Raw genomic sequence first — 18,496 nt, 5'->3', positions numbered from 1 at the left:
CGCGGGCGTATAAGGGCCTCCGCAACGGACCCCTTGTTTATGACCTCCCCTTCCTCGACTGTCGTCACCCGCTTCGCTCCCTCGCCTACAGGCTACCTGCATATCGGCGGAGCGAGAACTGCGTTATTCAACTGGCTGTACGCCAAGAGCCGGGGTGGGAAGTTCCTCATCCGCGTCGAGGACACGGACCGCGAGCGTTCGACCGACGACGCCGTGAAGGCCATCTTCGACGGCCTGTCCTGGCTGGAGCTGTTCGGCGACGAGGAACCCGTTTTCCAGTTCGCCCGCGCCGACCGCCACCGCGAGGTCGCCGAGTTGCTGCTGGCCTCGGGCCATGCCTACCGCGACTATCTGACGGCCGAGGAAACCGGCGCCCTGCGCGATCAGGCCAAGGCCTCGGGCAAGGACTTCGTCTCGCCCTGGCGCGACCGCGAGCCGACCGTCGACGATCTGGCCAAGCCCCACACCGTCCGTTTCCGTCGCCCGCTGGATCAGGCTGTCCTGGTCGAGGACGCGGTGCAGGGCGCGGTGCGCTGGGATTCGGGATCGCTGGACGATCTGGTCATCCTGCGCTCGGACGGCGCCCCGACCTACAACCTCGCCGTGGTGGTGGACGACCACGACATGGGCGTGACCCACGTCATTCGCGGCGACGACCACCTGAACAACGCCGCCCGCCAGAGCCTGATCTATGATGCGCTCGGCTGGGCCCGCCCGACCTTCGCCCACATCCCGCTGATCCACGGCCCTGACGGCGCCAAACTATCCAAGCGCCACGGCGCCCAGGCCGTGCACGAATACGCCGAGATGGGCTATCTGCCCGAGGCCATGCGCAACTATCTGGCGCGTCTGGGTTGGGCCCACGGCGACGACGAATTGTTCAGCGACGAACAGGCGCTGGAATGGTTCGACCTGACCGGCGTCGGCAAGGCTCCCGCCCGCCTCGACTTCGACAAGCTGGCCCATGTCAACGCCCACTGGATCAGGCTGGCCGACGATGACCGTCTGGCCAAGCTGACGCTGGACGCGCATCTGGCCAATGGTCGCGCGCTGCAGCCCGACGACGAGGCCCGCCTGTTGCGCGCCATGCCCTTCGTCAAGGACCGCGCCAAAACCGCTCTTGAACTCGCAACCCAGACCGAGTTCGTCCTCAAGGCCCGCCCGCTCACCCTGGACGAGAAAACCCGCGGTTTGCTGACTGGCGAGGGGGCAGACCGCATTTCACGACTCCGTGAACGGCTCCGCCTTTTCCAAAGCTGGGACGTTTTCGCGCTTGAGGCTGAACTTAAAGCGTTTGCCGAAGAAGAAGGCGTAGGCTTTGGAAAGATAGGGCCTTCCATGCGAGGCGCCTTGACCGGGGGATCAGCGTCCCCCGACATAGCAAGAATTCTCGCAGCGCTTGGTCGAGACGAAGGTCTCGGGCGCTTGGATGATGCGCTGCAACAGACTAAGTGAACACCCATAACCATGCAGGCTGGACGCCTCCCCGCGCCCGGCCCGAAGAAAAATAAGGGGCCTAGATGACTGAACAAGCTAAACCCGCCGGCACGGCGACCTTCACCTACGGCGACAAGAACGTCGAACTTCCTGTCCTGGCGGGCTCCACCGGGCCGGACGTCATCGACATCCGCAAGCTGTACGGCGCGACCGGCGCCTTCACCTTCGACCCTGGCTTTACGTCGACGGCGGCCTGCGAAAGCGCCCTGACCTTCATCGACGGCGACGAAGGCGTGCTGCTGCACCGCGGCTATCCGATCGACCAACTGGCATCGCAGTCCAACTTCGTCGAAGTCTGCCATCTGCTGCTGCACGGCGAACTCCCGACCGCCGCCCAGTACGAGAAGTTCGAAAACAGCATCACCATGCACACCATGCTGCATGCACAGTTTGATCGCTTTTTCGAAGGCTTCCGCCGCGACGCCCACCCCATGTCGATCATGGTCGGCACCGTCGGCGCCCTGTCGGCCTTCTATCACGACAGCCTCGACATCCATGATCCGGTGCAACGCGACATCTCGGCCATCCGCCTGATCGCCAAGATGCCGACGATCGCTGCGCGCGCCTACAAATACCACATCGGCCAGCCCTTCATCTCGCCGCGCAACGACCTGTCGTACGCCGAGAACTTCCTGCGCATGTGCTTCGCCGTTCCGGCCGAGGACTATGTGGTCGACCCGGCGCTGGTTCGCGCCATGGACCGCATCTTCACCCTGCACGCCGATCACGAGCAGAACGCCTCGACCTCGACCGTCCGCCTGGCCGGTTCGTCGGGCGCCAACCCGTTCGCCTGTATCGCCGCCGGCATCGCCTGCCTGTGGGGGCCGTCGCATGGCGGCGCCAACGAAGAAGCGCTGAACATGCTCAAGGAAATCGGCACGCCGGACCGTATTCCTGAGTTCATTCAGGGCGTTAAGGACAAGAAGTACAAGCTGATGGGCTTCGGCCACCGCGTGTACAAGAACTACGATCCGCGCGCCAAGGTCATGCAGCAGTCGGCCTACGAAGTGCTGGCGGCCACGGGTCGCGAGAACGACCCGCTGTTCCTGGTCGCCAAGGAACTGGAACGCGTCGCCCTGTCGGACGAGTACTTCACCTCGCGCAAGCTGTTCCCGAACGTCGACTTCTATTCCGGCATCACCCTGTCGGCGATGGGCTTCCCCACCACCATGTTCACCGTCCTGTTCGCCCTGGCCCGCACCGTAGGCTGGATCTCGCAGTGGCAGGAAATGATGGCCGATCCCTCGCAGAAGATCGGTCGCCCGCGTCAGCTCTACACCGGCCCGACGCAACGCGACTATGTGCCGATCGAACAGCGCGGCTAGCCAGGCCGTGTCGGGTCGAGAAGGCAGAGCCTTCTGATCACGGCCCGCCAAGAATGAAAAACGCCGGGGCGGAAGCTCCGGCGTTTTTTGTTCGCGCTGCTCCGCGGAACGGGCCAGCCATGCTAGGAAGCCACGATGAGCGACCATGACGACGCCCCTTCCGCCGAAACTCCAGTCCAACGCGCGCTGCGCCTCAAACAGGCAGCACTAAAGGCCCGCTCGGGCCCGCCGCAAAAAGGCGGCTTGAAGCGCGATCAGTCCGTTACCGTAAAGTCCGGCTCCAACAAGCCCTGGATGACCCGCTAAACGGCCGCCCGGAGGTCGGCGCGGGGGTGGAAAGCCGACAGGCTAGTGTTTACGCTAACAAGGCAGGCCGAGCCTTCAGCCCTTCCTATTCGCAATCACCCGCAACACCGCATCCGCCGCCAGTTCAGACGGATCGGGACCGCCGCGCCCCATCAGGTCCAGCGCCGCCGTCTGACCCGCGGCCTGGTCGGCTGCGGCCTTCGGGTCGGCCAACAGGCGCCCGACCGCCTCGGCCAACTTCTCGGGCGTAGCGTCGTTCTGGATGAACTCTGGCGCGATGCGGTCATCGGCGGCGATGTTAAAGAGCGTAATGTGCCTGGCCGTCACCAGATTCTTCATCAGCATATAGCTGAGCCCGTCGATCTTGTAGGCGATGACCATGGGGGCGCCGGCCAAGGCCAGTTCGGTCGAGACCGTGCCGCTGGTGGCCAGCGCGACGTTGGCGGCCTTCATCGCATCGTACTTGTCGGCCTCCTGCACCAGATGGGCGCGGAACGGCCAGGCGGCGACGCGGCCGGCCACATCGGCGGCGACCGTACCGGCGGCGACGACAGCGATCTCCAGCGACAGGTCCACCGCCTTCAGACGCTTCACCGTCGCCTCGAAGACGGGCGTCATGCGGGTGATCTCGCTGGGCCGACTGCCCGGCAGGACCAGCAGCAGGGGCGCGTCGGCGGCGATGCCGCGCGCTGTGCGGAAGCGCGCGCCGTCAGCGCTGGCCATGTCGACGTGCAGGGCCTGCGAGCCCACGACCGTCGTCGGCAGACCCTCGCGCTCGAACCACGGCGCGTCGAAACTGTAGAGCGACAGCAGGTGATCGACGCTGGCGGCGAGCGTCTTGGCTCGACCGGGCCGCGAGGCCCAGACCTGCGGCCCGACGTATTTGATCAGCGGCACGCCCGGCAGGACCTGACGCAGCGCCTTGGCCACGCGGATGGTGAAACCCCAGCTGTCGATCAGGACGACGGCGTCAGGCCGCTCGGCCTTGGCCAGCGCGACCGTGTCGGCCACCCGGCGTTTGACCAGCCCATAGGCCTTCAGGCCCTCGATCCAGCCCAGGATGGACAGTTCGGCGATGGCGAACGGGCTGACCACGCCCTCGGCCGCCATTTTGGGACCGCCGACGCCGACGAAGGCGATATCCTCGCCCAGCCGCATCTTCAAGGCATGGGCCAAGCCAGCGCCCAGAGCGTCGCCCGAAGCCTCGGCGGCGACCAGCATGATCTTCAACGGACGGCTCATGGTTTCTCTACCTCGGCCACGCCCCAGACGAACAGGCCCAGACGGTCAGCCGTCTCGACCAGCGCCTCGTGATCGATGATGATCAGTCGCCCGGCGAACCCGCCGATACCCGCCAACCCCGCAGCGGCGGCCAGTTCGATCGTGCGGGGTCCGATCACCGGCATGTCGACGCGCAGATCCTGGATCGGCTTGGGCGCCTTGCCCAGCGCGCCCTTCGGCGCGCCCGGCGCGCCGTGCAGGTCGGCAGGCAGACCCGCCACGCGGCGCAGCATCTCATCCGTGCCTTCCTGCGCCTCGACCGCCAGGACCAGGCCGTCGCAGACGACCGCGCCCTGACCGATATCCAGTTCGCCTGATTTTTCAGCGACGTGCAGCGCCTTCTTCAGGTCTGCCAGTTGCTCCGCTGTCGGCGACACAGCGCCGAGCGCACCCGCCCTCAAAGCTTCACCGCCCAGAATGTCGTCCGCGCCCTCGACTGCATAGCCCTCGGCCTCGAACACCGACAGGATCTTGCGCAGCAGGGCGTCGTCGCCCTTGGTCGCCGCCGCCACGATGCCGGGCAGCAGGGTCGCGCCCTTGAAGTCGGGCTTCAGGTTCTTGAAATCGGGGCGGTTCACATATCCAGCCAGACAGACGGCTTCGCAGCCTTCCGCCTTCATCGTCTTCAGGATGCGGCCGATCTCGGCCATGCCAAAGTCGGCGCCCGGCCAGCGCTCCAGATGGGCGTCGGCGAACCCCGTCAGACGGATGACGAAGACCGGCCGTCCTTCGGCCTCGCATCGCGCCGCGATCTTGGCGGGTAGATCGCCGCCGCCCGCGATCAAGGCCAGCTTGGGCGCCGAAATCACTGCGCGTCCGGCAGACAGAGCGGTCGCTTCGCGCCGTCGCGGATGAAGGCGACGATCTCCATGATCTCGGGCAGGTCGATATAGGCCGCCTCGACCCGGCTCAGACGCTCGGCGAAGACGCCCGCGCCCTCGAACAGGTCGCGATAGGCGGCCAGCAGGCGGCGCACCGCGTCCTTGCCATAGCCCTTGCGCTTCAGCCCGATCAGGTTGAGGCCGTGGAGGCTGGCGTGGTTGCCCCAGGCCGAGCCGTAGGGAATGACATCGCGCGTGACGGCGGCCAGACCGCCGACGATGGCGCCCTGCCCCACCCGGCCGTTCTGGTGCACGGCGCACAGGCCGCCCAGGAAGACCTTGTCGCCTATCCGGGCATGGCCGCCCAGGGTGGCGTTGTTGGCCATGACGACATGGTCGCCTACGACGCAGTCATGGCCCACGTGGGCCCCGGTCATGAACAGGCCGTTCGAACCGACGCGCGTCACGCCCGTGCCCTGCGGCGTGCCCCGGTTGAAGGTGGCGTGCTCGCGGATGACGTTGTCCGCGCCGATCTCCAGCCGCACCGGCTCGCCCCTGTAGCCATTGTGCTGCGGGTCGCCGCCGATGACGGCGAAGGGATGGATGACCGTCCGCGCACCGACGCTCGTGTCCTGCTGGACCACCACATGGCTGACCAGCGTGACGCCGTCGGCCAGGATCACGCCCGGCCCGACGATGCACCAGGGGCCGATCGCGACGCCGTCGGCAATCCGGGCCGAGGCGTCGACCACGGCGGTCGGGTGGATGGTCACGCGGCGGGCTCCGCCACAGTCACGACCATGGCCATGAACTCGGCCTCGGCGGCCAGCTTTCCGTCAATGAAGGTCTCGCCCCGGAACTTGTAGGCATCGCCCCGCGCGCGGATCACCTTGACCTCCATGCGCAGCTGGTCGCCGGGACGGGCGGGCTTCCGGAAGCGCACGCCGTCGATCGACATGAACATGATGACCTTGTCGGCCACGGCCACATCCAGCGACTTGGACATCAGCAGGGCGCCCGTCTGGGCCATGGCCTCGACGATCAGGACGCCCGGCATGACCGGATCGATCGGGAAGTGACCGGGGAAGAAGGGTTCGTTGTGCGTGACGTTCTTGATGCCGACGATGGAGGTCGCGGCCACGAAATCCTCGGCCTTATCGACCAGCAGAAAGGGATAGCGGTGCGGCAGACGCCGCATGACTTCGGCGTAGTCGATCTTGTTGTCTTCGCTCATTCTTTCGATTCCTTCGCGCCCTTCTTCCGGGACGCCTCTTTGGACAGCCATACCGTCTCGCGCAAGAACTGGCGAAGCGGCTTGGCGGGATAGCCGGACCAGATCTCACCCGGCGGAATATCCGCCAGAACGCCGCCGCCGGCCGCGACGCGTGCGCCTTCGCCGATGGTGATGTGGTCGCCCACGCCCGCCCGGCCGCCGAAGATGCAGTTGTCGCCGCTGGTGACAGAACCGGAGATGCCGGTGTGGGCCGCCATAAGGTTGTTGCGGCCGATGACGCAGTTGTGGCCTATCATGACCAGGTTATCGATCTTGGTGTTCTCGCCGATGACCGTGTCGTCATAGGCGCCGCGATCAATGCAGGAGTTGGCCCCAACGGTAACCCCGTCCTGCAGGATCACCCGCCCCAGCTGAGGAATATCCACCGGGCCCGCCTTGGATCCGGCAGCGCCGAAACCCGCCTCTCCGATGCGCGCGCCCGCCAGCAGCTTCACACGGTCGCCAAGCAGGGCGAAGCCGACGGTGACGCCAGCGCTGATCAAGCAATCGCGGCCGATCTGGACACCGGGGCCGATGACCGTATTGGCGCCGATCCGCGTGCCGCGTCCGACGCGGACCCCTTCGCCCAAGACCACGCCTGGCTCGATCACGACGCTGTCGTCCTCGGCGGCCTCAGCTGCGCTAGTCGCGCGGTCCAGCCGCAGCGGCCGGTGCAGCAGGGCGGAAGCCCGCGCCCAGGCGGCCTGAGCCTCGCTGGACACGATCACCGCTGCTCCCGGCGGCGCCGCTTCCACCGCCGAGGCCGGGACAATGACGCATCCCGCGCGGGTTTCAGCCAGGGCCGCCGCAAACTTCCGGTCGCCCAGAAACGCAATCGCGCCCCGGTCCGCAGTGGACAGGGGCGCGACGGCCGAGATGACGACCTCGCCGCCCCGGACCACCTCGCCGCCGATTTTCTCGGCGAGGACGGCGACCGTCAGGGGCGACAGGGTCTGAAAGAACCTCGGATCGGGCATGGCCCGTCTTACGACTGCGGCTGAGCCGGAACCGGCATACGGTTGAAGCTGAGAGTCGGCAGGGCCGTGTTCAGACGCTGGATGACCAGCGGCGTCACGTCCATGGTCGGGTTCATGATGAAGACGCTTTCACGGTCGACCAGGATGCCGCAGCCCTTCTCCTGATAGACGGCGACCAGGATCGGCTCGATGGCTTCCGAAATCTTCTTACGTTGCTCACCCAAGGTATAGCGAAGTTCGGCGTCACGGGTCTGTTCCAACTGCTGCGCTTCCTGAGCGCGCTGTTGCAGCGCCTGGCGACGCTGAGCCAGTTGGTCAGCCGGTATGGTCGAGGCGCCCGTTTGCAGAGCCTGATACTCGGTTTGCAACTGCTGGGCATAGGGCGAGATTTCGCCCTGAACTTCCTGCGCCAGTTGCTCCATGCGGGTCTGCACGGCCTGGCCGACGGTCGATTGGGCCAGCGCCTGCTGGTTGAAATAGACGCAGACGCCGGGGATTACCGGGCCGGGGTTGGCGGGGCCTTGCGATTGAGCCAGAGCCGACGAAGCGGCGAGCGAAGCAATGGCGAATGCGCCGATGGCGAACAGTTTCATCTTGAACCTTTGAGCAGTCTGGAAGGCTGCGGTTAGAACTGGGTCGAGGTGGAGAAGCGGAAGGTTTCGGTCTTGTCGTAGTCTTCCTGCGACAGAACCTTGGACAGGTCGAAGCGGATCGGACCCATCGGCGAACGCCAGTGAATGCTGACGCCAGCCGCCGCTCGTAGAGCCAGATTGTCGACAATGTTGGGGTTCGGCTGACCCGTGACAGTGTCGATCTGATAGCGGTCGTCCAACATACCCAGCGTGCCGAAATCGGCAAACAGAGAGGTCTTGATGCCATATTCATCGGGCAGATAGTTGGGCACCGTCAGTTCAACCGTGCCGATGGCGTAGAAGTTGCCCCCCAAGGCGTCGGTCGTGGTCAGATCGCGCGCGCCCATGCCCGCGGTTTCAAAGCCGCGGAAGGTGTTGCCGCCCTTGAAGAAGCGATCATTGATCCGGATCGGATCGCCGTTCCAGCCGGAAACATAGCCGGTGGAGCCTTGCAGGCTGACAACCCAGTTGGGGCTGAAGCCATAGTACCAGGAGGCGTCCGCCTCGGTTTTCAGATAGTTCACGTCACCGCCGATGCCGGCGAAGTCCTGCCTCAGCGAGGCCGACCAGCCGCGCGTCGGGCGAACCGGGTCGTTGGTGCGGTTGACCAGCAGCGTATAGCCGGCAGACGAGTTCAGGAATTCCCCCGCCTGATCACACAGCGCCGAAGATCCGGTGCCGTTGCAGTAGCCCGACGGAATGATGACCTCGTCCGATTTCAGGAAGTAGCGGACGCTGAAAGAGGAATAGCCGTTCAACGGATAGCTGAGGCGCAAGCCGCCGCCGGTCGAGCGATAGTCGTAGGAGGAGTATTCGCTCAGGTCATAGCGGGTGTGGAACAGGTCGAAACCGGCGCGCAGGTCCCGTCCCAGGAACTTCGGCTCGGTAAAGCGGAAGTCGATCTGTTGACGCAGGGAGCCCCATTCTGCACGGGCCACGACATTCTGGCCCCGTCCCCGGAAGTTGCGCTCCGTGATGCCCAGATTCAGCACGAAGGAGTCGACCGAGCTGAAGCCCGCGCCGACAGAAAGCTCGCCCGTCGGCTGCTCTTCAACGGTGACGTTGACGATCGAACGATCGGGCGCGCTGCCGCGCGTTTCTTCGATCTTGACGTCCTTGAAGAAGCCCAGCGCCCGCAGGTTATTGCGCGAGCGTTCCACCAGCGAGCGGTTGAAGGCGTCGCCTTCACCCACCATCAACTCCCGACGGATCACTGAATCCAGGGTTCGCGTATTTCCGACCACGTTAATCCGGTCGATATAGACGCGCTGCCCTTCCTTGATATTGAAGGTGATATCGACCTTGTCGGTTTCGGGATTGGCGCGATAGCTCGGGTTGATCTCGACAAAGGCGTAGCCTGCCGACCCGGCAGCGAACGTCAGGGTGTCGACCGCGCTCTCGATACGATCACTCTCATACAGATCACCCGAACGGATCGGCAGAAGCCGCTGCAGGAAGTCGGCGTTCAGGCGATCGTTTTCAGTGACGACCTTCACCTCGCCAAAGGTATAGCGGTCGCCCTCGTCCAGCGTCAGCGTCATCCCGAATGCACTGCTGTCCGGCTTCAGTTCCGCCACCGACGACAGGATACGGAAGTCGTAGTAGCCGCGGTTGGTGTAGAACTTCCGCAGCTGCTCGCGGTCGTAGTCCAGCCGGTTGGGGTCGTAGTTGTCATTGGAGCTGAACAGGCGCCACCAGCTGGACTGCTTGGTGACCATGACCTCACGCAGATCGCTGTCTGAGAAGGCTGTATTGCCCAGGAAGGTGATGGCGGCGACGCCGGTCTCGGGCCCCTCATCAATCTCGAAAACGACATCGACGCGGTTCTGATCCAGTTGCACCAGCTTCGGCGTGACGGTGGCCGAGATGCGACCCGACAGCCGGTACAGTTCGACAATCTTGCCGACATCTTCCTGCACGCGCGCACGGGTGTAGATGCCGCGCGGCTTGATCGTGACCTCGTCCTGCAACTTCTTCAGTGCAAGCGCCTTGTTCCCCTCGAACGTCACCTGGTTGATGATCGGGTTTTCCGCGATCTCGACAATCAGATCGCCGTTGGGTTGCAGGCCCAGTTGCACGTTGGCGAACAGATTGGTTCGCGAAAGGGTTCTCACAGCCACGTCAATCACGGCCGCATCGATCGTGTCGCCCGGCTGGATCGGCAGATAGGACAGGACCGTTGTCTGGTCGATGCGCTGGTTGCCGCGCACAAGAATACGATTGACCACAGCGCGGTCTTCGGCCGGAGCCGTGACGACCACTTGCGGATCCTGCTGGGCGGCGGCCGGCGCTGCAGCAGGCGTCGCCTGCGCGAGGGCCGGACCGGCCAGGCCGGCGGCGACGGCCAACGCCAGTGCGCTGGGTCCAAGGATACGGCCACGGGTTCGGATCATAAGGCGACTGTCGTTCTGAATCATTCGGGGAACCATCGGGGGCTGGCGTCGGCTCACGAGACGAGCCCGCCGAGGAATTTGAAGAGATTGAGTTTCTGCAGGTCGTTCCAGGTCGCGAACAACATTAAACTGGCCAGCAAAGCAAGACCGACCCGATATCCCGCCTCCTGAACCTTGGCCGCTACCGGCCTCCGCGCCATCGCCTCATAGGCGTAGAACACCAGATGCCCCCCATCTAAAACCGGAATGGGCATCAGATTTAGAAAACCGATTCCGACCGAAAGTATGGCGGCGAAGCTGGTCAGCGTCAGCAGAAGATTTCCCGCCATCGCCCAGGGATCGGGATTGGCGGCGACAGCAGCGTTCGTCAGGGCGCCAGAGGCCTTGGCTATACCCAGGGGACCGCTGAACTGATCACCAGACTCGCGGCCCGTGAATATGCGGCCGATATAGGTGAAGGTGGTGTTCAGGATGGCGCCGGTTTCCTTGAACCCCTGCCCCACAGCGGCCACCGGCCCGTATCGGACGTGACGCACCTCGTTGCGGCTGGATCCCAGCCCGAGACCAATTCTCCCGATCGAAACCCTGCCCGCGATAGGATCATTCTCAACTCGACGCTCGGGCGTGGCGGTCAGAAGGACGTCCGCGCCGGCGCGCTCGACCGTAAAGCGAACCGGGTCGCCGCTGCTCAGGGCTACGACACGCGTTACTTCTCCGCCATCGGCGATCAGCTTGCCGTTGACTCGGGTGATCAGGTCGCCAGGCAGAAAACCCGCGGCGGCGGCAGGCGAGTCCGGCTGCACCTGCAAGACACGAGCGGGACGCTGTTGGACGCCGACCAGGCTGAACAGCAGGGTGAAGATGAAGATGGCCAGTACGAAGTTGGCGAAGGGTCCACCGGCCACGACCAGAGCGCGCTGCCATAGAGGCTTGAAATACAGGTAATCACGCTCGGCGCCCGGGCCATGAACGGCGACGACTTCTTTCTTGAGCGCGTCCAGGCCAGCCTTGTCCGGCACGCCCGTCGCATCCAGATCGCCCGCGAATTTGACGTAGCCGCCCAGCGGCAGCCAACCCAGACGCCATTCAACGCCTTGTTTGTCGGTGCGCTGGAAAATGGCGCGGCCGAAGCCGATGGAGAAACGCTCCATCTTCACACCAAAGGCGCGCGCGGTCAGGAAGTGGCCCAGTTCATGGACGGTGACGACCAGAGTCAGCACCAGCAGAAACGGCACGACATAAATCAGGGCCTGCCCAAGAACACCTAGCATCCCAGTCATGTCTCCTGTCGCCCTCAGGCAGCAATCGCGAGCGAGGCGATGATGTCGTTCGCAATCCTTCGCGCCATAACGTCCACGGCCAGAGCCGTGTCGCAGGCGTCGTCGGACCCGGAACTCACCCCCGAGATCGTCGCGCGCTCCAAGGTGTCGGCGACGACTGCGGCAATATTGAGAAAGCCCAGCCGACGGTCAAGGAAGGCCAGGGCCGCCACCTCGTTGGCCGCATTGAAGATGATGGGCGCCACACCCCCCGCCGCCAGGGCCTCTCGCGCCAGCCTGAGGGCCGGGAACCGCGCCTCATCCGGGGCCTCGAAGGTTAGACGCCCCAGAGCCGCAAGGTCCAGCTTCGGTGCAGGCCAGGCCATGCGATCAGGCCAGGCCAGGGCGCAGGCGATCGGCGTCTTCATGTCCGGCGGCCCCATCTGAGCCAGGGTGGAACCATCGATATACTCCACAAGGCTGTGGATAATCGATTCGGGGTGCACGACAACATCGATCCGGTCACCGCTCATGGCGAACAGATAGGCCGCCTCGATCAGTTCCAGACCCTTGTTGGCCATGGTGGCGCTATCAACGGAGATCTTGGCGCCCATGCTCCAGTTCGGGTGGGCGACAGCCTGCTCCGGCGTGATTCGGCTCATGGCCTCCCGCTGCAGGGTGCGGAAAGGGCCGCCGGATGCGGTCAGCACCAGTTTCGCGACCTGTTCGGGCGCGTCCGCGGGGAAGACCTGAAAGATGGCGGAGTGCTCGGAATCGACCGGGATCAGCTTGCCGCCGCTACGCTTGACCCGATCGATCAGCGCTGGTCCGCAGCAGACCAGGCTTTCCTTGTTGGCCAAGGCCAGGGTCGCCCCCGTGCCGGCGGCGGCCCAGGCTGATCGCAGGCCAGCCGAGCCCACGATGGACGCCATGACCCAGTCCACCGGGCGACTGGCGGCCTCGACGATAGCCTGGGGGCCCGCAGCCGCTTCGATACCCGTTCCCGCCAAGGCCTCCCGCAAATCGGAAAGGCGCGCAGGGTCCGCGGTGACAGCCAATCGAGGACGCCAGCGCCGCGCCTGGTCCGCCAAGCGAGCGATATTGTTCCCGCCCGTCAGGACCTCGACCTGAAACGCGCCCGAACCAGCCTTTTCGGCCTGATCCATAAGATCCAGCGTGGATGTTCCCACCGAGCCGGTCGAGCCCAGGACGCTGACCTTGCGGACAATCATGCGCCCGGCCCCATCATCAGGACGATCACGCGCCCTGCCGCCACGACCACAACCGCGAACATCAGACCATCGACCCGATCCAGCAGCCCCCCATGGCCGGGGATGATATTGCCCGCGTCCTTGACCCCGAAGCGCCGCTTCAGCGCCGATTCCCACAGATCACCCGCCATGGTGGCCAGCGCTGCGGCCAGACCCAGGACCCCGCCCCAGAAAATATTCAACCGGCCCATCTCGAGCCAGCCAGCCATCGCTGCGCCGGCGATCATTCCGGCGAGCAGGCCGCCGATGAAGCCGGACCAGGTCTTGTTCGGCGAGAAACGCGGCCACAGCTTGGGCCCGCCGACGGCGCTGCCGACCAGATAGGCTAGAATGTCCGACGCCCAAGCCACGGCGAAGACCAGGACGGTCCAATAAAGGCCCTGCGCGTCGTTCAGATCACGCAGCCAGATCAGGAGCACGCACGGCCAGCCGAGATAGAGGACGCCATAGGCGGCATCCAGCGCCTCGCCGCCGCGCGACCGCGCAAACAGTCCTGCCGCCAGCGCGCCGAAGACGAGCAGGATCAGCGCCAGCGACATCTGCCCGATGTGCGCCGCAACCACAGCGATAATGAGCGCGAGCGCGACCGCCGCTCCGACGGAGCGCCAGACCCTCGGCGCGCTCATCCGCGCCCATTCAAAGGCCAGCAAACCGCAGGCCGCCACGACCAGGGCGCAGAACCAGGCGCCGCCAGCCCAGGTGGCCAGCACCGCAGCCGGCGCCAGCACCACAGCCGAGGCCGCTCTCAGGCCGATGTCGCCTATCTTCAGGGCCATCAGTTCGCCGCCGTCTTCGCTGCGGCCGCATCCGACAGCACGTCACGGCCGCCGTAGCGCCGCTCGCGATTACAATAAAGGGCGACCGCCTCGCCCAGCGCCTCGGGCCCATAGTCTGGCCAGAGGATGTCCTGAAACACCAGTTCGGCGTAGGCGGCCTCCCAAAGCAGGAAGTTCGACAGCCGCTGCTCGCCGGACGTCCGCACGATCAGGTCGACAGGCGGCGCGCCGGCGGTCGAAAGGCCAGCGCCAAGGTCGTCCTCCGTCAGTTCTCGTGCCAACTGCCCTGCCCGCGCCTGATCGACCAATCGTTGAGCCGCATCCACTAGATCGGCGCGGCCGCCATAGTTAAAGGCGACCTGCAAAAGGAAGCGGTCGTTGCGGGCGGTCTGCGCTTCGGCGCGGTCCACGATCGCTGCGATGTCGGCAGGCAGACCCTTGCGGCGTCCCAGCACCCGAATACGCACGCCGGCAGCCTCCAGCCGCTTCAGGTCGCTGCCGACGAACGAGCGGACCAGCCCCATGAGATCTGACACTTCGTCCGCCGGACGGCTCCAGTTCTCGGTTGAGAAGCCGAACACCGTCAGGCAGCGGATGCCGAAGTCCGGGGCCGACTTTATCGTTCGTCGCAACGCCTGAACCCCCTCCCGGTGCCCCACCACGCGCGGCAGGCCGCGCCGCTCGGCCCAGCGTCCGTTGCCGTCCATGATCAGGGCGACGTGGCGTGGCCCCTTATCAGGCGCCGTGGCGACGGTATCGGCCGACATTCTGCATTTCCCTCCCGACGCTTTGCTGCGTCAGACCTGCATGATCTCGACTTCCTTGACCTTCAAGGCCTCGTCGATCTTCTTGATGGCGGCGTCCGTGTCCTTCTGGACCTCGGCTTCCATCTTCTTCTGTTCGTCCTGGCTGATCTCGGTCGCCTTCTCGGCCTTCTTCAGGTCGTCATTGGCGTCGCGTCGCACGTTGCGCACAGCGATCTTCTGCTGTTCCGCATACTTGCCGGCCAACTTGACCAGGTCCTTGCGGCGCTCTTCTGTCAGCGGCGGGACCGGAATACGCAGGGTCTGGCCGTCGACGATCGGGTTCAGGCCAAGGCCCGCCGCGCGAATGGCCTTCTCCACCGGGCCGACCATGCCCTTGTCCCAGACGCTGACCGAGATCATGCGCGGCTCGGGCACACTGATGGCGGCGACGGCGTTCAGGGGCGAGGTCGAGCCGTAGGCCTCGACCTGAACCGGATCCAGCAGGCCCGAGTTGGCTCGGCCGGTGCGCAGACCCGCAAAGTCTTCCTTCAGCGAGGTGACGGACTTTTCCATCCGTTCCCGGTAGGTCTTGAGGTCAGGCTTGGCCATGGTGGTTCCTTGGTCTGATCGTTCGAAGCGGTAGCCGCTCAGGCGGCCTTGTTATTGGTGATGACGGTGAAGGTGCCTTCGCCGCGCAAGGTCTTGCGCAGCGAGTCTTCCTCGCGGATCGAGAAAACGACGATCGGGATCTCGCTGTCGCGCATCAGCGCGATCGCCGAGGCGTCCATGACGCGCAGATCCTTGGCCAGGACGTCCTGATAGGTCAGCGTCTCATAGCGGGTCGCGTTCGCATCCTTCTTGGGGTCGGCGGTATAGACGCCGTCCACGCTGGTTCCCTTCAGCAGGGCGTCGCAGCCCATTTCAGCGGCGCGCAGGGCGGCGCCTGAATCCGTCGTGAAGAAGGGAGCGCCGACGCCGGCGGCGAAGATCACCACCCGGCCCTTTTCCAGATGCCGCATCGCGCGGCGGCGAATATAGGGTTCGGCGATGGCCGCCATGGGAATGGCGCTCTGGACGCGCGTGTCGACGCCGATCTTCTCCAGCGCGCCCTGCATGGCCAATGCGTTCATGATGGTGGCCAGCATGCCCATATAGTCGGCGTTGGCGCGATCCATGCCTTCAGCCGCCTTCGACAGCCCGCGGAAGATGTTGCCCCCGCCGATGACCAGGCAGATTTCGACGCCCTGGCGTGCAACCTGGGCCACCGCGGCCGCCACGACATCGACCGTCTTCATGTCAATTCCGTAGGACTGCTCGCCCATCAGGACCTCGCCCGAGACCTTCAGCAGGACGCGCTTGTATCGGAACTCGGAAGGGGCGTCGGGCATGGGTCTGGTCCGTGGATACAGGGGTTAAGCATCCGCGCGAGGTGAATCGGCGGCTCATCATAGACGAAGGGCGCGCCGGCCATCAAAGCCGAACGCGCCCTTTTGAAAATTCTTCCCTTTCGGGAAGAAACTTCGGTGTTAGTTGCCGCCGGTCATCGAGGCCACTTCGGCCGCGAAGTCCATGGTTTCGACCTTCTCGACGCCTTCACCCAGCGCCAGACGGACGAAGCCGGCCAGGTGCAGGTTGGAGGAGCCCAGTTCCTTGGCCGAGTTGGCGACCAGTTGTTCGATGGTCACGTCCGGGTCCATCACGAACGGCTGCTTCGACAGCACCACGTCCTTCTGGAACTTGTTGATCTGGCCTTCCACGATCTTGGCGATCATGTTTTCCGGACGGCCTTCTTCCTTGGCCTTCTCGGTCAGGACAGCGCGTTCCTTCTCGATGGCGGCCGGGTCCAGATCGTCGGTGTTCAGCGACAGCGGAGCGGTCGCCGCAACGTGCATGGCGATCTTGCGGCCCAGTTCACGAAGGGCGGTCTTGTCGCCTTCGCCTTCCAGAGCCACCAGCACGCCGATACGGCCGACGCCCGGCGAAACCGCGTTGTGGACGTAGGTCGAAACCACGCCTTCCGAGACCGAGAGACGGGCGGCGCGGCGCAGTTGCATGTTCTCGCCGATGGTGGCGATCATGTTCGTCACTTCGTCCTGGACCGTCTTGCCGGCTTCCAGTTCGGCGCCGTGCAGCGCTTCGACCGAATGATGTTCCAGACCCAGTTGAGCGAACGACTTGGCGGCGTTCTGGAACAGGTCGTTGCGGGCGACGAAGTCGGTTTCCGCGTTGAACTCGATGGCGGCGGCGACTTCGCCCTTGCCGTCTTCCTTCGACGCGACGGCGACCAGGCCCTCAGCGGCGACGCGGTCGGCCTTCTTGGCGGCCTTGGACAGACCCTTGGCGCGCAACCAGTCGATCGCTGCTTCGATGTTGCCGTCGTTTTCGACCAGCGCCTTCTTGCAGTCCATCATGCCGACGCCCGAACGCTCGCGAAGCTCCTTCACGAGGGCGGCAGTGATCTCGGCCATGTTCTTCTCCTGAAAATTCAAATGAGCGGCCGGGCATGAATAGCCCGGCCGCATGTCAGTTTGGCGTAGGCCCGATCACTGACCGGGCCCGAGAGCGTCTTAGCCCTCGACCTTTTCTTCAGTCGTCGCGAGCAGTTCTTCAGCAGCGCCTTCGGCACCGGCCGGAGCGGCTTCGGCTTCAACCGGAGCAGCAGCGGCTTCACGCAGCATCGGCTCAACCGGAGCTTCCGAGGCGCCCAGGTCGATGCCCGAGGCCGAAGCGCCGGCGGCCAGGCCGTCCAGAACGGCGTCAGCGATCAGATCGCAGTAGGTCTGGATGGCGCGTGCGGCGTCGTCGTTGCCCGGGACGGGGTAGGTGATGCCGTCCGGGTCCGAGTTGGTGTCCAGGATAGCGATGATCGGAATGTTCAGCTTGCGGGCTTCCTGGATCGCAATCGCTTCCTTGTTGGTGTCGATCACGAACATGATGTCCGGGATCGAACCCATGTCCTTGATGCCGCCGAGCGACAGTTCCAGCTTGTCCTTCTCGCGCTGCAGGTTCAGCAGCTCTTTCTTGACGCGGCCTTCGCCGCCGTTGGCCAGCAGGGTTTCCAGCTCGCGCAGACGGGCGATCGAGCCCGAGACGGTGCGCCAGTTGGTCAGCGTGCCGCCGAGCCAGCGGTTGTTCATGTAGTACTGGGCGCAGCGCGTGGCGGCCTCAGCCACCGGGCCGGCGGCCTGACGCTTGGTGCCGACGAACAGGACGCGGCCGCCCTTTGCGGCGACGTCGCGCACGGCCACCAGAGCCTGGTGGAACAGCGGCATCGTCTGCGACAGGTCGATGATGTGGATGTTCGAGCGCGAGCCGAAGATGTAGCGGTCCATCTTCGGGTTCCAGCGGTGCGTCTGGTGACCGAAGTGAGCGCCGGCTTCCAGCAGGGTACGCATCGAGAATTCTGGCAGTGCCATGATCGTGGTGTCCTTTTTCCGATCAAACCTAGCGTGGGCGAGTAAAAGGACCTGCGGTCCCTCGGAACGGTGCAGGCCGGGATGTCTCCCCGGACCGCGCCACGCCCACGTGCGAAGTGCGCGCGCTCTCTAGGCCTATTGAACAGAAAAGGCAAGCCAATCAGTCAGAAGCTGCGCCCGTCCACGCGCGTCGCCGTCCAGCTCCAGGGCTCCACATCGGTCAGCGTCCGCACATTGATCGCCGCGACCTCGGATCCATCCGGCGCCACGCCATAGCCGAAGGGCTGAACCCCGCAGGTCTTGCAGAAGCGGTGATCAATCTTGTGCTGGTTGAAGAAGTAGGAGGTCGTCGCCTCCTCGCCCGCCGTCTGGCTGAAGGCTGAGCGCGGCGCGAAGGCCAGGACAAAGCCTTTTCGGTAACAGTGCGAACAGTTGCACTCGATCAGGCCCTCCAGCCCGACCTCGACCTCAAAGGCCACCGCACCGCAGTGGCAGGCCCCCTTATGCACGGCCATGGTCGAAC

General features: G+C 64.9%; 19 protein-coding genes. 3 read left to right on the top strand and 16 right to left on the bottom strand.

Annotation, left to right across the window (positions count from 1 at the left end; genetic code table 11):
- The first annotated feature begins 39 nt into the window (after positions 1–39).
- The 3 genes from gltX to ACOZBP_RS02220 all read left to right on the top strand — a co-directional run bounded on the left by gltX (position 40) and on the right by ACOZBP_RS02220 (position 3,128).
- The gene (gene gltX / locus ACOZBP_RS02230; protein WP_422674828.1) at positions 40–1,455 is read left to right on the top strand and encodes a glutamate--tRNA ligase; all 1,416 of its coding nucleotides are present in this window, start codon (positions 40–42) and stop codon (positions 1,453–1,455) included.
- A gap of 65 nt (positions 1,456–1,520) precedes the next feature.
- Positions 1,521–2,822 (top strand): citrate synthase, encoded by a 1,302-nt coding sequence (gene gltA / locus ACOZBP_RS02225; RefSeq protein WP_422674827.1) that lies wholly within the window; start codon positions 1,521–1,523, stop codon positions 2,820–2,822.
- A 135-nt stretch (positions 2,823–2,957) separates the two neighbouring features.
- Positions 2,958–3,128: a hypothetical protein gene (locus ACOZBP_RS02220; RefSeq protein ID WP_422674826.1), complete on the top strand. Its 171-nt coding sequence runs from the start codon at positions 2,958–2,960 to the stop codon at positions 3,126–3,128.
- Positions 3,129–3,203: 75 nt separating this feature from the next.
- Here the strand turns inward: ACOZBP_RS02220 and lpxB are convergent, their stop codons facing one another.
- From lpxB to ACOZBP_RS02140, 16 genes are all read right to left on the bottom strand, one after another.
- Positions 3,204–4,370: a lipid-A-disaccharide synthase gene (lpxB, locus tag ACOZBP_RS02215; protein ID WP_422674825.1), complete on the bottom strand. Its 1,167-nt coding sequence runs from the start codon at positions 4,368–4,370 to the stop codon at positions 3,204–3,206.
- The gene (gene lpxI, locus ACOZBP_RS02210; RefSeq protein ID WP_422674824.1) at positions 4,367–5,218 is read right to left on the bottom strand and encodes a UDP-2,3-diacylglucosamine diphosphatase; all 852 of its coding nucleotides are present in this window, start codon (positions 5,216–5,218) and stop codon (positions 4,367–4,369) included. The genes lpxB and lpxI overlap by 4 nt, the downstream gene beginning before the upstream one ends.
- Positions 5,215–6,003 (bottom strand): acyl-ACP--UDP-N-acetylglucosamine O-acyltransferase, encoded by a 789-nt coding sequence (gene lpxA / locus ACOZBP_RS02205; protein WP_422674823.1) that lies wholly within the window; start codon positions 6,001–6,003, stop codon positions 5,215–5,217. Before lpxA ends, lpxI begins: the two co-directional genes overlap by 4 nt.
- Positions 6,000–6,464 (bottom strand): 3-hydroxyacyl-ACP dehydratase FabZ, encoded by a 465-nt coding sequence (fabZ, locus tag ACOZBP_RS02200; protein ID WP_422674821.1) that lies wholly within the window; start codon positions 6,462–6,464, stop codon positions 6,000–6,002. Before fabZ ends, lpxA begins: the two co-directional genes overlap by 4 nt.
- Positions 6,461–7,480, bottom strand: coding sequence for a UDP-3-O-(3-hydroxymyristoyl)glucosamine N-acyltransferase (gene lpxD, locus ACOZBP_RS02195; protein WP_422674820.1), 1,020 nt, complete (start codon positions 7,478–7,480; stop codon positions 6,461–6,463). Before lpxD ends, fabZ begins: the two co-directional genes overlap by 4 nt.
- An 8-nt stretch (positions 7,481–7,488) precedes the next feature.
- Complete coding sequence (locus ACOZBP_RS02190) at positions 7,489–8,073, bottom strand: OmpH family outer membrane protein (RefSeq protein WP_422674819.1); 585 nt, start codon at positions 8,071–8,073, stop codon at positions 7,489–7,491.
- A gap of 32 nt (positions 8,074–8,105) precedes the next feature.
- Positions 8,106–10,505, bottom strand: a complete 2,400-nt coding sequence (bamA, locus tag ACOZBP_RS02185) for an outer membrane protein assembly factor BamA (RefSeq protein WP_422674818.1) — start codon at positions 10,503–10,505, stop codon at positions 8,106–8,108.
- Positions 10,506–10,558: 53 nt separating this feature from the next.
- On the bottom strand, positions 10,559–11,776 hold the full coding sequence (locus ACOZBP_RS02180) for a M50 family metallopeptidase (RefSeq protein ID WP_422674817.1): 1,218 nt from the start codon (positions 11,774–11,776) through the stop codon (positions 10,559–10,561).
- Positions 11,777–11,799: 23 nt separating this feature from the next.
- Entirely contained in the window at positions 11,800–12,996 is a 1,197-nt protein-coding gene (gene dxr, locus ACOZBP_RS02175) for a 1-deoxy-D-xylulose-5-phosphate reductoisomerase (protein ID WP_422674815.1), read from the bottom strand.
- A complete protein-coding gene (locus ACOZBP_RS02170; protein WP_422674814.1) occupies positions 12,993–13,811 on the bottom strand; it encodes a phosphatidate cytidylyltransferase in 819 nt (272 codons plus the stop codon). The genes dxr and ACOZBP_RS02170 overlap by 4 nt, the downstream gene beginning before the upstream one ends.
- Positions 13,811–14,578 (bottom strand): polyprenyl diphosphate synthase, encoded by a 768-nt coding sequence (gene uppS / locus ACOZBP_RS02165; protein WP_422674813.1) that lies wholly within the window; start codon positions 14,576–14,578, stop codon positions 13,811–13,813. The genes ACOZBP_RS02170 and uppS overlap by 1 nt, the downstream gene beginning before the upstream one ends.
- Positions 14,579–14,608: 30 nt before the next feature.
- Positions 14,609–15,166 carry a ribosome recycling factor gene (gene frr / locus ACOZBP_RS02160; protein WP_422674812.1) on the bottom strand — a complete coding sequence of 186 codons (558 nt, stop codon included), beginning with the start codon at positions 15,164–15,166 and terminating at the stop codon, positions 14,609–14,611.
- Between the two features lie 38 nt (positions 15,167–15,204).
- Positions 15,205–15,945, bottom strand: a complete 741-nt coding sequence (gene pyrH / locus ACOZBP_RS02155; protein ID WP_422674811.1) for a UMP kinase — start codon at positions 15,943–15,945, stop codon at positions 15,205–15,207.
- 138 nt (positions 15,946–16,083) lie between these two features.
- Positions 16,084–17,025, bottom strand: coding sequence for a translation elongation factor Ts (gene tsf, locus ACOZBP_RS02150; RefSeq protein WP_422674810.1), 942 nt, complete (start codon positions 17,023–17,025; stop codon positions 16,084–16,086).
- Positions 17,026–17,124: 99 nt separating this feature from the next.
- Positions 17,125–17,973, bottom strand: a complete 849-nt coding sequence (gene rpsB, locus ACOZBP_RS02145) for a 30S ribosomal protein S2 (RefSeq protein WP_422674809.1) — start codon at positions 17,971–17,973, stop codon at positions 17,125–17,127.
- A 164-nt stretch (positions 17,974–18,137) separates the two neighbouring features.
- Complete coding sequence (locus tag ACOZBP_RS02140; RefSeq protein WP_422674808.1) at positions 18,138–18,488, bottom strand: GFA family protein; 351 nt, start codon at positions 18,486–18,488, stop codon at positions 18,138–18,140.
- Positions 18,489–18,496 lie beyond the last annotated feature (8 nt).

It is taken from the genome of Brevundimonas sp. NPDC058933 (assembly GCF_049315965.1).
Classification (GTDB): domain Bacteria; phylum Pseudomonadota; class Alphaproteobacteria; order Caulobacterales; family Caulobacteraceae; genus Brevundimonas.
This window is presented reverse-complemented; position numbering and strand designations above follow the sequence as displayed.

Bases quoted from the DNA above. Each gene is read 5' to 3' on its own strand.
- tsf (WP_422674810.1), bottom strand. From the start codon at position 17,025: ATGGCCGAGATCACTGCCGCCCTCGTGAAGGAGCTTCGCGAGCGTTCG.
- rpsB (WP_422674809.1), bottom strand. From the start codon at position 17,973: ATGGCACTGCCAGAATTCTCGATGCGTACCCTGCTGGAAGCCGGCGCT.
- gltX (WP_422674828.1), top strand. From the start codon at position 40: ATGACCTCCCCTTCCTCGACTGTCGTCACCCGCTTCGCTCCCTCGCCT.
- gltA (WP_422674827.1), top strand. From the start codon at position 1,521: ATGACTGAACAAGCTAAACCCGCCGGCACGGCGACCTTCACCTACGGC.
- frr (WP_422674812.1), bottom strand. From the start codon at position 15,166: ATGGCCAAGCCTGACCTCAAGACCTACCGGGAACGGATGGAAAAGTCC.
- fabZ (WP_422674821.1), bottom strand. From the start codon at position 6,464: ATGAGCGAAGACAACAAGATCGACTACGCCGAAGTCATGCGGCGTCTG.
- bamA (WP_422674818.1), bottom strand. From the start codon at position 10,505: ATGATCCGAACCCGTGGCCGTATCCTTGGACCCAGCGCACTGGCGTTG.
- lpxD (WP_422674820.1), bottom strand. From the start codon at position 7,480: ATGCCCGATCCGAGGTTCTTTCAGACCCTGTCGCCCCTGACGGTCGCC.
- ACOZBP_RS02170 (WP_422674814.1), bottom strand. From the start codon at position 13,811: ATGGCCCTGAAGATAGGCGACATCGGCCTGAGAGCGGCCTCGGCTGTG.
- lpxB (WP_422674825.1), bottom strand. From the start codon at position 4,370: ATGAGCCGTCCGTTGAAGATCATGCTGGTCGCCGCCGAGGCTTCGGGC.
- ACOZBP_RS02220 (WP_422674826.1), top strand. From the start codon at position 2,958: ATGAGCGACCATGACGACGCCCCTTCCGCCGAAACTCCAGTCCAACGC.
- uppS (WP_422674813.1), bottom strand. From the start codon at position 14,578: ATGTCGGCCGATACCGTCGCCACGGCGCCTGATAAGGGGCCACGCCAC.
- ACOZBP_RS02140 (WP_422674808.1), bottom strand. From the start codon at position 18,488: ATGGCCGTGCATAAGGGGGCCTGCCACTGCGGTGCGGTGGCCTTTGAG.
- dxr (WP_422674815.1), bottom strand. From the start codon at position 12,996: ATGATTGTCCGCAAGGTCAGCGTCCTGGGCTCGACCGGCTCGGTGGGA.
- pyrH (WP_422674811.1), bottom strand. From the start codon at position 15,945: ATGCCCGACGCCCCTTCCGAGTTCCGATACAAGCGCGTCCTGCTGAAG.
- ACOZBP_RS02180 (WP_422674817.1), bottom strand. From the start codon at position 11,776: ATGCTAGGTGTTCTTGGGCAGGCCCTGATTTATGTCGTGCCGTTTCTG.
- ACOZBP_RS02190 (WP_422674819.1), bottom strand. From the start codon at position 8,073: ATGAAACTGTTCGCCATCGGCGCATTCGCCATTGCTTCGCTCGCCGCT.